We start from the raw sequence: 11,991 nt of genomic DNA on the forward strand, positions 1-11,991 counted from the left end.
AATTGAGATGGAAAAAGCAGTTATTAACCCTGACTCCGTATCAGCCAGGAAAATCAATAGAATCAGTTAAAAAACAATATAATTTAGACAAGATCGTTAAGCTTGCCTCAAATGAAAATCCGTTAGGATGTTCTAATAAAGTGCTTTCTGCACTACAAAGTAATCAACCCGGATTTCCAATTTACCCAGATGGCTATATGACCAACTTAAGAGAAACAGTAGCTACTTTTTTAAAGGTGAGCCAAGATGAACTAATATTTGGTAATGGATCGGATAATCTAATCCAAATCATTTCAAGATCATTGCTGCATCCTGGTGCTAATACTGTAATGGCAAACCCCTCCTTCTCACAGTACAAACATAATGCTGTCATTGAGGGAGCAGAGGTAAGGGAAATCCCTCTACTTGAAGGTCAACATGATTTAGAGAAAATGTATGCTTCGATTGATGATAATACGAATGTAGTTTGGGTATGCAGCCCTAATAATCCAACAGGTACATATGTATCGGAAAGTGATTTAATTACTTTCCTAAATAAAGTTCCTTCTCATGTTTTAGTGGTTCTGGATGAGGCGTATTATGAATATGTAGTTGCGGATGATTACTATGATTCTATTCAATTAACACGAACGTATCCTAATTTAATCGTTTTACGGACATTCTCCAAAATATATGGCCTTGCTTCATTAAGAGTAGGCTATGGTGTTGCTAATCCAAATATTATTCAAGCACTGGAACCTGCACGCGAACCGTTCAATGTTAATTCATTTGGACAGGTTGCTGCACAAGCCGCCATTCTTGATCAAGAGTTTGTGCAAACATGTAAAAAGAAAAATAGACAAGGTTTGACTCAATTTTATAACTTCTGTGAGCAACACAAACTTAGCTATTATCCTTCTCAAACTAATTTTATTTTGATTGATATTAATGCTGATGCAAACCAAGGGTTTCAATTTCTTTTAGAAAAAGGCTATATCGTAAGATCAGGGAAAGCTCTAGGATTCCCTAGTTCATTAAGAATTACTGTTGGCACTCCCGAGCAAAATGAAGGTGTCCTTAAAGCATTAGGTGAATTTCTAGCTGAACAACATACCGTACAGCTCAGTGGAAACTAGGGGGACTACCAATGAAAGGCCGAGTGTTTGTTATTGGACTTGGGTTAATTGGCGGTTCTTTAGCTTTATGTATAAAGAAAGAACATAAAGACTCTATCATAATGGGCTATGACATTAATCAAGAACAAGCAAGGCTAGCTAAAATGCTAGGTGTTATTGATGAAGTGGCTGATGATATAGCTGAAGGTGCTAAAACCGCTGATTTAATTATTATTTCCGCACCAGTTATTGAAACAGAAGCAATTATTCACCTATTGTCGGAGCAATCGTTAAAACCCGATGTAATCATTACTGACACAGGAAGTACAAAAAGTAAAATTGTTGCCAATGCTGCAGGCTTAAAGAAAAAAGGATACACCTTTATCGGAGGCCATCCGATGGCTGGTTCCCATAAAAGTGGTGTTTCAGCTGCAAAAGAAATTCTTTTTGAAAATGCCTTTTATCTATTAACACCAGAGGACCACATTGATACATTAAAAGTAGATAAATTAAAGGAATGGCTCATAGGGACAAATGCAAAATTCTTAACTGTTACACCTAAAACCCACGATTATTTAACAGGAATTGTAAGTCATTTCCCTCATATCATTGCGGCGTCGATTGTCCGTCAAACGGAAAGGTTAGCAGATGAAGAGAGTCTTATTCCACGTCTAGCAGCAGGCGGGTTTAGAGATATTACAAGGATTGCTTCTAGTAGTCCTGCAATGTGGAAGGATATATTACTTCATAATCGCGAGGTTTTAATAGAGTTAATTGATAAATGGAAGGAAGAAATGGATGAGGTGAAGGCGTTACTCGAGCAAGAAAATAGTGATGAAATTTTTCACTATTTTCAGCAAGCCAAGCAATACCGTGATGGCCTGCCGGTAAGAGAAAAGGGAGCCATTCCTTCATTTTACGATTTATTTGTTGACGTTCCGGATTATCCTGGTAGTGTTTCTGAGGTTACAGGATACTTAGCAAAAGAAAATATTAGTATTACAAATATTCGTATATTAGAAACGCGGGAAGACGAGATTTACGGAGTTCTAGTTATTAGTTTTCAAACTGAAGAGGATCGCGAGCGGGCGGAAAAGTGTATTCATAACCGCTCAAGCTATGCTACCTCAATGGGAACATAATTTGATTTGAAAATAGGTGATGAAATGGAATTAATTGAATTACAGCCAACATCGAATGGTTTAAAGGGTGTTATTGAAATACCTGGAGATAAATCAATTTCACATCGATCCGTTATGTTTGGATCAATAGCCAAGGGTGTAACAAGGGTAACGAACTTTTTGCCTGGAGATGATTGTTTAAGTACGATTTCTTGTTTCCGAAAGTTAGGGGTCGTAATTGAAGAAAATGAACAAGAATTAACGATCTATGGAAATGGCTTTGAAGGGTTAAAGGAACCAAATGAACTTTTGGACGTCGGAAATTCCGGAACGACTATTCGATTATTATTAGGAATCTTAGCGGGTAGACCCTTCTTTTCTTCGCTAATTGGTGACCATTCAATTGGAAAAAGACCGATGACTAGGGTGACCGAGCCACTAAAAATGATGGGTGCACAAATTGACGGGCGTAAGAATGGAGAATTTACTCCCCTTAGTATTCGTGGTGGTCACTTAAATCCGATTCACTATAAAATGCCTGTTGCAAGTGCGCAGGTAAAGTCAGCGCTTATCCTTGCTGGTATGCAAGCTGAAGGAGAAACTACCATAATTGAAAAAGCTGAATCGCGCGATCATACGGAGAGAATGATTCGAAAATTCGGCGGTGAAATTCATAAGGATAATCGTACTATTACGGTAAAGGGAGGTCAAAAGCTTATTGCTTCTGATATTCTTGTTCCTGGTGATATTTCTTCAGCTGCGTTTTTCCTAGTTGCAGGTGCTCTTGTTCCCGATAGTGAAATTATTCTAAAGAACGTTGGTCTCAACCCGTCAAGGACTGGTATTATCGAAATTATGAATAAAATGGGCGCCAATTTAGAAATCCATCAAAATGAGGCTGACGCCTTCGAACCAACAGGTGATTTAACTATTAAAACGTCAAGTCTTAAAGGAACTGTCATTGAAGGTGATGTTATTCCAAGACTCATAGATGAAATTCCAATTATTGCTTTATTGGCAACACAAGCTGAAGGTAAAACGATTATTAAAGACGCTTCTGAGCTTAAGGTTAAAGAAACGAACCGAATTGATACGGTTGTAAATGAATTAACAAAACTTGGTGCCACTATCGAAGCAACAGAAGATGGAATGGTAATCCATGGCGGGTCTATTCTTAGTGGTGGAACAGTATCCAGTCATGGTGACCATAGAATTGGAATGATGCTTGCAATTGCTTCTCTGCTTTGCAAGGATCAGGTCAAACTAGAAGACCCAGAAGCCATCTCAGTTTCATATCCTAATTTCTTTAATCATTTAAATAGCTTAAAAAACTAAGGCTGCCATCGTGCAGCTTTTGTTTTTGCCTTTTTTTCTGTCATAGTTTTTGAGTCTTGCACATAGCTTGTCTTAAAGAGGATAGTTTGCGAAAAGGGTGGTAGGATGGGATATATCATTGAAAATGCCAATATTCTAAAGGAGACTAAACTTTCAAAATCATCACTTCTGATAAAGGGCAACCAGATTGCTGTAAAGCAAAATCACATTCGTAACAATAAATACATGAAAATGGATGCAGAGTCTTTTATTATGACCCCTTCTTATGTATTGTTAGACACTAAAATACCTCCCAATGCCTCATTTCAAGAATTTCGGAGATATATGATTGAGACCTTCCTTTTGAAGGGTTGTACCACATTGATTACCTCTATTTCGATTTCATTTGAAAGTGAATTAGCAGATAAAATTAAAGAAACAAAAACAGCGCTCATTAGCAGTCCTATTGATTTTCTCATTTGTGTAACAATCCCTCTCAGGATGTTAACTCCCTCATTTATCAGGAAATGTAAGAAAGAAAGAGTTCCAGCAATATTTATTGAGATTAATGATCTCGATGAATTAGCGGAAATTCCTTGGGGATGGATTAGAGAAGCGCTCTTCCCGTATAATTGTCCCCTTGTTCCAATAATTTCTACTGAATTAAAGAAGGAAGCAAGGAGGGCTTTGTCGAAATGGAAGGTAATAATGGAAAATGGAAAAATTCCTTCAATTCTAGAGGAACTGAAAGAGAATCAGCCATTAACCATTCAAATGTTAAACAAATTAGGATTATATCCTCAAAAAGCAAGTCTACTTCATGGATCAGAAGTAAGCTATAATTTATTTTTTAAAGCAAGAGAAATCATGAACGTTGATGAAGTTGGATTATTTCATTATCATAGTGATAGACTTGTGGTAACAGTAAACAAGGGGAAAGTAATACGAGCAGGGGAAGAAGTTTTATTTAATCCAGGATTTGGAGAACATGTTAGGGTGCGAACCCCTTCTTATTTTGCTTTTTAATACAAACAAGGGAACCGAGAGGATAGAGATAATGGACAGAGTGAATAAAATTATTACCATGTTGGAGAATGGCCAACATAATGAGGCTATAAATGAATATAATGTTGTATTAACGAAAGGTCAGCCCGATGAAAAATTCCTGCTTGCTGAAGAAATATTCCAGTATGGATTTTTAGCCGAATCAAAGACGCTGGTAGAAAATCTATTAGCAATATATCCAGAGGAAGGTGAGCTCCTTGTCTTGCTGGGTGAAATATTAGTTGAATCTGGTGATGATGAACAAGCAATTCTTGAATTAGAAAAGATTTCAGAACATGACCCAAGCTTTGGACAATCTCTATTATTGTTAGCAGACTTATATCAGGTCCAAGGATTATATGAGGTATGTGAAAGAAAACTTTTAAAAGCAAAGGATATATTGCCTGATGAGGTTATTATTGATTTTGCTCTTGGTGAACTTTATAGTGAACAAGGAGAAGTAAAGAAGGCATTGACATCATATGAGGCCGTCTTAAAGGAGCAGGATGAAATCGCAGGTGTGAGTATTTTTCAGCGTATGGCCGAGCTTTTAAGTGCTTCAGGAGAATTTGAAGAAGCTTTAACCTTTTATGACAAAGCGATTGAGCAAAAATTAGAGATTAATACGCTATTTGGTTATGCCTTTACAGCTCTTCAAGCAGGATATAATCAAACTTCAATCGAGAAGTTCGAGGAATTGAAAGGGCTCGATCCGGAATACCATTCCCTTTATCTTCCTCTAGCGAAGGCATATGAACGGGAAGAGGACCTTGAAAATAGCTTAAAGGTTATTCAAGAAGGTATGAAACAGGATGAATTTAATAAGGATTTATTTTTCTATGGTGGTAAAATTGCCATTAAGCTATCAAAACCAGAAGTCGCTGAACAGTATTTCCGCGAGGCGCTTGCATTAGACCCAGGTTTCACAGAAGCAGCACTAACTTTAAATAAGCTTTTCTTTCATCAGGAAAGATATGAAGCAATAATTGATTTGATTTCACAGTTGGACTTTGTGGAAGATGAAGAGCCTCAGCTCCTATGGGACTCTGCCCTTGCATATGATAGGTTAGAGGAATATTCTTATGCATTAGACAAATACGAAAGTGCATATACTTTTTTTAAGAATAATGAAGCATTTTTGAACGATTATGGATATTTTTTAATTGAAGAAGGAAAAACCGACCTTGCTGCCGAAATTTTTAAACAGTTACAAAAAGGTGATCCAACAAATGGAGAGTATTCTGATTTGCTTGACCGTCTATTAAGTAGAGAGAATTAATAAAAAGCTGAATATACAGAGGAGGGAAACTATATATGGCAACCCCTGTTTCTGTCAACGAGAAAAAGGACTTTATTCGTTGGTTTTTAAATCATTATCAATTAAAACGTCGGGAGTGTGTTTGGATTCTTAATTATTTAATGAGTCATGACCAATTAATGGAGAAGGTTCATTTTGTAGAGCAAGCACAGTATTGTCCGCGTGGGTTGATCATGTCAACACATTGCGTCGATAAAGTACCATTTCGTTTTTATAAAGAAAATGTGATGACTACTGATGCTGAAAAATCCTTTCACGATATTCGGTTAAATCGTGACGAAGATATTTTTATTCAATTAAACTTTCATGCTTCCAATCAAGCGCACCAATATGCTGCAGTATTAGAGGAAAACCCATTTGTTCCAAAACACCTTCAAGTAAATGAAAAAGACGGAGTCGTAGCAGAGCAATTTCTACAAAATAGCATTGAAAGGTTTCAACGAGAGAAATTGCTTCAATTAATTGACGAAGCACTCGATAAGCAGGATAAAACTGCCTTTCGTTCCTTAACAGGACAGCTGAATCAACTAAAAGAAGCAGAGAAAAATGGGAGCTTGCGCTAAGCAGGCTTCTATTTTTTTTGAAAGCCATGCTATCATTTTTTCATTATAAAATGATATGATAGTGTTAATGAATAAAAAGGGCTGGTGTCAAAAATGAAGTGGGTTTCAAAAGATATTGAAACATATTTTACAGCAAAAGAATACGTGGATACTGCAGTTATTCCTTTAATTTCACTTTCTTTTGGAAATGAATTAAAACAGTCTGCTGCAGATACTGAATTTATTACCTTGTTAACCAATTATTTAGAGAGACAATTTACTGGAAGACTATTGTTGTTTCCTTCATTTACATATTTAAAGAATAATGACTCAGTGGATGTTCTTAGTGAGCTGAAAAAATGGGAAGAGAACATTGAAGGAAATGAATTTAAACATATTTTTTACATAACTTCAGAGAGTAATTGGAAAATTCATGAAAGTCAACTTGCGGGTTCATTGATCTGGCTCCCAGCTTTGCCACTCGAACACTTAAATGATTCTCAAAAGATTTCTATAATTGAAAGTCAGGTTAAACAACTCTTAAGCTTGTTCACTCACAAATGGCAAGAAAATTTGTAATTCTTTACGTTTAAACATGTTTTTAAAATAGTATGATATTGACCTAGGATAAAGATTGATATATCATTGTTATGTCCTAGTTTAATATGTGTTTAATTTATGTCCGATGGACTTAACTTGTGAATAGAGGGGGGATAAACATGAGTAAGCATCGCGTTTCAAGAAGACAATTTTTAAGCTACACTTTAACAGGTGTAGGGGGGTTTATGGCAGCAGGAATGTTAATGCCAATGGTTCGTTTTGCAATTGATCCAGTTTTAACCGCGGAAGCAGGTGGCGATTTTATTGCAACTCCATTGAAAATATCTGACATCACCGCTGAGCCGCAACGGGTTGATTTCACGTTTGAACAAAAGGATGCATGGCATACTGCAGACGTTACAAATACTGCCTGGGTTTATAAGGATGAACAAGATAATATTGTTGCCTTATCACCTGTATGTAAACACTTAGGTTGTACTGTTGCTTGGGGAACGGATAAGGAACATCCAGAGGAATTTTTCTGTCCATGTCACTTTGGGCGTTATACAAAGGATGGGACAAACGTTAAGGGTACTCCACCAATCGCACCGCTGGATGTATATCCATTACAAGAAAAAGACGGTTTACTTTATTTAGGAAAAGCTGAACCGCGGACAAAGGAGGCGTAATCATTGTTAAACAAAATTTACGATTGGGTAGATGAACGTTTAGATATTACGCCTTTGTGGCGCGATATCGCTGATCATGAAGTACCTGAGCATGTAAATCCTGCGCATCATTTTTCTGCGTTTGTTTATTGCTTTGGTGGTCTGACATTTTTTGTTACAGTAATTCAAATTCTTTCTGGTATGTTCTTAACAATGTACTATGTACCAGATATTAAGAATGCGTGGGAATCTGTTTTCTATCTTCAAAATGAAGTAGCATTCGGACAAATCGTACGCGGTATGCATCACTGGGGTGCTAGTTTAGTTATTGTAATGATGTTCTTACATACATTACGCGTTTTCTTCCAAGGCGCATATAAAAAACCACGTGAACTTAACTGGATAGTCGGGGTGCTGATTTTCTTCGTTATGCTAGCATTAGGTTTAACTGGTTATTTATTACCTTGGGATATGAAAGCGTTGTTCGCAACAAAAGTTACACTGCAAATTATTGAAGCAGTACCGTTTATTGGTGTTTATCTGAAAACTTTACTTTCGGGCCATGAGACGATTGTAGGAGCTCAAACCTTAACTCGTTTCTTTGCGATTCACGTGTTCTTCTTACCTGCTGCATTATTTGGATTAATGGCAGCTCATTTCATGATGATTCGTAAACAAGGTATTTCAGGACCACTATAATACTTTTAATCTGATTCCGAAATATTATTAATTTTAATTTACGAATAAAGGAGGGGGATTGTTCGATGCATCGCGGTAAAGGAATGAAGTTCGTAGGCGACTCTCGTGTAGTTGCACCAGAAGCCCGTACGATGAAAAATATTCCGAAAGATTACTCAGAATACCCTGGTAAAACAGAGGCGTTTTGGCCTAACTTCCTTTTGAAAGAATGGTTGGTAGGGGCAGTATTTCTTGTCGGCTTTTTAAGTTTAACAATTGCACATCCGAGTCCACTTGAAAGGATTGCGGATCCATCAGATACAGGTTACACTCCGATGCCAGACTGGTACTTCTTATTCTTATATCAATTATTGAAGTATGAGTTTGCAGCTGGTCCTTATACAGTTGTTGGAGCGATGGTTATTCCTGGACTAGCTTTTGGTGCATTGTTATTAGCTCCATTTTTAGATCGTGGACCAGAACGCCGCCCGAGCAAGCGTCCATTAGCAACTGGCTTTATGCTGTTAGCAATCGCTGCTATTACATTTTTAACATGGCAGTCTGCTTCAACTCATGATTGGGAAGCAGCAAAAGAATATGGTAAAATTGTCGCTGATGTAGAGATTGATAAGACATCTGAAGAATATACAATTGCTTCAGACAATACCTGTATCACATGTCACGGGGATAGCTTCCAGGGTGGTGCTGGTGCACCAACATTAATTGACACAGGACTGTCTGCTGACGAAATTGCCAAAATTGCAAAAGAAGGAATTGGCACAATGCCTCCTGGAGTTTTTAAAGGTGATGATGAACAGCTTAAAAAGCTTTCTGAATACATCGCAAATTTAGGGAAATAATAGCGATACTAAAAAGCTGACGGAATATCGTCAGCTTTTATTATTAAAATGGCTGTGTTAAAGGGGAATATTGAAAATGGCACCTGTTGATTTGTGCGGAAGGCACGAAGACTCCTGCAGGAGGACGGGACAGGGGAGACCCCGCAGACGCTTTAGCGTCGAGGAGGCTTCCCGAACCGCCTGCGGAAAGCGAAGTGCCTGGGAGCGCAAATCAACAGTCCAGTATAACACAGCCATTAAAATAACTGAAAAGAGGAATTACAGTGAACCGCATTTATCCTCTATTAGCACACAGATCATTTTTATGGCTTTTGCTAATTGTTAATTTTGCTGGAACTGCTTACGGGTATGTGTGGTACGGTTGGCAGTTAAAGGAAACACCACCCATTTTCCTCATATTTGTTCCAGATAGCCCTACTGCAAGTTTATTTTTTGTCTTTGTACTTGTTGCTTTTTTGTTAAAAAAGAACTGGCCGCTTATAGAATCTCTTGCGATTGTTACTTTATTTAAGTACGGAATTTGGGCGGTTGTCATGAATTCTCTTGTGTTTATTATTCAGGGTGAGTTGGACTGGATTGGATTGATGTTGGCAGGTTCACATTTTGCCATGGCTGTCCAAGCATTGCTTTATGCGCCTTTTTATCGTTTTAAATGGTGGCACTTGACTATAGCCGCAATCTGGACTCTACATAATGATGTTATTGATTACGTCTTTTTCATGCTTCCTAGGTATCATATGTTAGATGAATTTATACCGCAAATTGGATACTTTACTTTTTGGCTTTCAATCGTCTCAATAGGTATAGGTTATTATTTTGTCATTCGTCCAAAACGGTTTAAACTGGATATAAAATAAGATAAAAGATGGTCTAACCTTGTCCACCTCTTCATACATTTTAATAGTGATGATAGGGGGGACAAGGTTTGAGGTATAAATGGTTACTACTATTTTTAATTGTCATTATGCTCACTCCCATGAATGTTTTTGCGAATTCGCAACGACCATTAGATAGGCTTGATAATATCTCTGATGAAGCGCTTCAAATGATTAAATTTCAGAGATATGAGGATGGCAAAAAACTGTTAGATTATTTTTCAGAACAGTATACAGACATCTCGAGCAAAGAGCATTCGTTTACGATGGATCAACAAAGGATTATAACTGTTTCGCATGATGAAGCTTTGGAGGCAGCGGTGAGCCCAAACATGGACTATGAAGAAAGAGTCCAAAGACTGACTAAGTTCCGTCTAGTTGTTGACGCTATCGCCACTAGCCATCAACCGCTATGGACTGAGATGGAGAATCAAATTATGACGGTTTTTCAGGAAGCGAGAGAAGCTGCAAGCAGCGGAGATTCAGCCCATTTTTACTCCAATTTTAACGCTTTTATGTCATTATACAACATTATTTATCCGAGCATGAAAATTGATGTTTCTGCAGAAAATATTCAAAGAATAGACGCACGTATCAATTTCATTGACGAATATCGTTCTGAAGTTGTTAATAATGTAAAAAGCCAACAGGAATTAGAAGGGTTAGAAATGGACCTGAAAAATCTATTTGAGAACATGGATGAGGATGAGGCGGACCCATCATTATGGTGGGTAATCATTTCAACTGGAAGCATTATCATTTTAACTCTATCCTATGTAGGCTGGAGAAAATATCAGGGTGAAAAAGCGATAAGGAAAAACCGTACTAGAGTTCATAAGGATTGAGATTCTCAACCGGATCAGAAAAGCAATGTCCTCTGGCGGACATTGCTTTTTAAATTTCAATTGGTTTTTTATTTTCATCGAGTGTAAATCCTTCTCCATGTACATCATGGACAACTGTGACAGAGAGAAAAGCATGCGGGTCAACAGAGGTAATTAAATTTTTTAAGCGAACGAGCTCATTTTTAGCAACTACACAATATAAAACTTCGCGCTCTATTTTAGTAAATGAACCATATCCCTTCAGAACGGTAACGCCACGATCCATTTCCTCCATAATCTTTTTTGCAATATCTTCATTTCTCTCAGAGACAATCATTGCACCTCTTGCTGAATAAGTGCCTTCTTGAATAAAATCAATCACTCTGGCACTTATAAAAACTGCAACCAGGGTGTACATCGCCTCTTTATAATTTAGGTATGTAAGTACAGAGACACCTATTACGCAAATATCGAAGATAAACATGGTTTTCCCCATGCCCCACCCCACATACTTCTGCACCAGCCTTGCTATAATATCGACTCCGCCTGTTGTGCCGCCATATCGGAAAATAATCCCTAATCCAATACCCAAAAAGACACCTGCAAATAACGCGGCTAAGGTTAAGTCATCCTTGAGTGGCATGTCAATTGGATAACGTTGAAATATCCATAGGAAAACAGAGAGACCTACAGTCCCAAGAATCGTATATAAAAATGCATTTCTTCCAAGCAACTTCCATCCGACAAAAAAGAGAGGTATATTTAATAGTAAGTTAGTATAGGATGGATCCCATTTAAACATGAAGTAAAGAAGGAGAGTTATACCTGTAAAACCACCTTCGGCAAGTTTATTCTGCATATTAAAATTGACAAGTCCAAAACTCATAATGGCTGTTCCTATTAAGATAAATAAAACATTTTTCATTTTTAGTCCAAATATCATAATCTTTCCACCTCTACCCTAATTTCCCCTCACTCAGCGGCTTTTATTATAGCGAATTAACTAAAGAAGAGCAATTTTAAATAGGAAAGCTTATACTTAAAATAGGGTTGAGTTAAATGATACTGTTGATTTTATAACCTGTTGATTTGAGCGGAAGGCACGAGACTCCT

General features: G+C 37.4%; 13 protein-coding genes. 12 read left to right on the top strand and 1 reads right to left on the bottom strand.

Annotated features, from left to right (window positions below):
• Window positions 1-2 precede the first annotated feature (2 nt).
• The 12 genes from hisC to ypjB all read left to right on the top strand — a co-directional run bounded on the left by hisC (window position 3) and on the right by ypjB (window position 10,899).
• Window positions 3-1,115 carry a histidinol-phosphate transaminase gene (hisC, locus tag V7124_RS19030; protein WP_335492207.1) on the top strand — a complete coding sequence of 371 codons (1,113 nt, stop codon included), beginning with the start codon at window positions 3-5 and terminating at the stop codon, window positions 1,113-1,115.
• An 11-nt stretch (window positions 1,116-1,126) separates the two neighbouring features.
• Entirely contained in the window at window positions 1,127-2,236 is a 1,110-nt protein-coding gene (locus V7124_RS19035) for a prephenate dehydrogenase (protein WP_335409212.1), read from the top strand.
• Window positions 2,237-2,260: 24 nt separating this feature from the next.
• The gene (gene aroA / locus V7124_RS19040; RefSeq protein WP_335409214.1) at window positions 2,261-3,550 is read left to right on the top strand and encodes a 3-phosphoshikimate 1-carboxyvinyltransferase; all 1,290 of its coding nucleotides are present in this window, start codon (window positions 2,261-2,263) and stop codon (window positions 3,548-3,550) included.
• A gap of 105 nt (window positions 3,551-3,655) precedes the next feature.
• The gene (locus tag V7124_RS19045; RefSeq protein WP_335492211.1) at window positions 3,656-4,555 is read left to right on the top strand and encodes a hypothetical protein; all 900 of its coding nucleotides are present in this window, start codon (window positions 3,656-3,658) and stop codon (window positions 4,553-4,555) included.
• 31 nt (window positions 4,556-4,586) lie between these two features.
• Window positions 4,587-5,852 (top strand): tetratricopeptide repeat protein, encoded by a 1,266-nt coding sequence (locus tag V7124_RS19050; RefSeq protein ID WP_335409218.1) that lies wholly within the window; start codon window positions 4,587-4,589, stop codon window positions 5,850-5,852.
• A gap of 35 nt (window positions 5,853-5,887) precedes the next feature.
• Window positions 5,888-6,454 carry a ReoY family proteolytic degradation factor gene (locus V7124_RS19055; RefSeq protein ID WP_335409219.1) on the top strand — a complete coding sequence of 189 codons (567 nt, stop codon included), beginning with the start codon at window positions 5,888-5,890 and terminating at the stop codon, window positions 6,452-6,454.
• Window positions 6,455-6,547: 93 nt separating this feature from the next.
• Entirely contained in the window at window positions 6,548-7,012 is a 465-nt protein-coding gene (locus V7124_RS19060) for a YpiF family protein (RefSeq protein ID WP_335409221.1), read from the top strand.
• A gap of 140 nt (window positions 7,013-7,152) precedes the next feature.
• Window positions 7,153-7,662 (top strand): ubiquinol-cytochrome c reductase iron-sulfur subunit, encoded by a 510-nt coding sequence (locus V7124_RS19065; protein WP_335409224.1) that lies wholly within the window; start codon window positions 7,153-7,155, stop codon window positions 7,660-7,662.
• Window positions 7,663-7,665: 3 nt separating this feature from the next.
• Window positions 7,666-8,340, top strand: coding sequence for a menaquinol-cytochrome c reductase cytochrome b subunit (gene qcrB, locus V7124_RS19070; RefSeq protein WP_090760101.1), 675 nt, complete (start codon window positions 7,666-7,668; stop codon window positions 8,338-8,340).
• A gap of 65 nt (window positions 8,341-8,405) precedes the next feature.
• Window positions 8,406-9,179, top strand: a complete 774-nt coding sequence (locus V7124_RS19075) for a menaquinol-cytochrome c reductase cytochrome b/c subunit (protein ID WP_335409228.1) — start codon at window positions 8,406-8,408, stop codon at window positions 9,177-9,179.
• 263 nt (window positions 9,180-9,442) lie between these two features.
• The gene (locus V7124_RS19080; RefSeq protein WP_335492215.1) at window positions 9,443-10,036 is read left to right on the top strand and encodes a DUF1405 domain-containing protein; all 594 of its coding nucleotides are present in this window, start codon (window positions 9,443-9,445) and stop codon (window positions 10,034-10,036) included.
• A gap of 68 nt (window positions 10,037-10,104) precedes the next feature.
• Window positions 10,105-10,899: a sporulation protein YpjB gene (ypjB, locus tag V7124_RS19085; RefSeq protein ID WP_335409232.1), complete on the top strand. Its 795-nt coding sequence runs from the start codon at window positions 10,105-10,107 to the stop codon at window positions 10,897-10,899.
• Window positions 10,900-10,948: 49 nt separating this feature from the next.
• Here the strand turns inward: ypjB and V7124_RS19090 are convergent, their stop codons facing one another.
• Entirely contained in the window at window positions 10,949-11,821 is an 873-nt protein-coding gene (locus tag V7124_RS19090; protein ID WP_335409234.1) for a YitT family protein, read from the bottom strand.
• Window positions 11,822-11,991 lie beyond the last annotated feature (170 nt).

The sequence above is a fragment of the Neobacillus niacini genome, from assembly GCF_036961885.1.
GTDB lineage: Bacteria > Bacillota > Bacilli > Bacillales > Cytobacillaceae > Neobacillus > Neobacillus niacini_H.

Excerpts from the sequence above, each read along its gene's own strand:
- V7124_RS19035 (WP_335409212.1), top strand. The coding sequence starts at position 1,127 with ATGAAAGGCCGAGTGTTTGTTATTGGACTTGGGTTAATTGGCGGTTCT.
- V7124_RS19090 (WP_335409234.1), bottom strand. The coding sequence starts at position 11,821 with ATGATATTTGGACTAAAAATGAAAAATGTTTTATTTATCTTAATAGGA.
- V7124_RS19055 (WP_335409219.1), top strand. The coding sequence starts at position 5,888 with ATGGCAACCCCTGTTTCTGTCAACGAGAAAAAGGACTTTATTCGTTGG.
- aroA (WP_335409214.1), top strand. The coding sequence starts at position 2,261 with ATGGAATTAATTGAATTACAGCCAACATCGAATGGTTTAAAGGGTGTT.
- V7124_RS19075 (WP_335409228.1), top strand. The coding sequence starts at position 8,406 with ATGCATCGCGGTAAAGGAATGAAGTTCGTAGGCGACTCTCGTGTAGTT.
- V7124_RS19050 (WP_335409218.1), top strand. The coding sequence starts at position 4,587 with ATGGACAGAGTGAATAAAATTATTACCATGTTGGAGAATGGCCAACAT.
- V7124_RS19065 (WP_335409224.1), top strand. The coding sequence starts at position 7,153 with ATGAGTAAGCATCGCGTTTCAAGAAGACAATTTTTAAGCTACACTTTA.
- V7124_RS19060 (WP_335409221.1), top strand. The coding sequence starts at position 6,548 with ATGAAGTGGGTTTCAAAAGATATTGAAACATATTTTACAGCAAAAGAA.
- V7124_RS19045 (WP_335492211.1), top strand. The coding sequence starts at position 3,656 with ATGGGATATATCATTGAAAATGCCAATATTCTAAAGGAGACTAAACTT.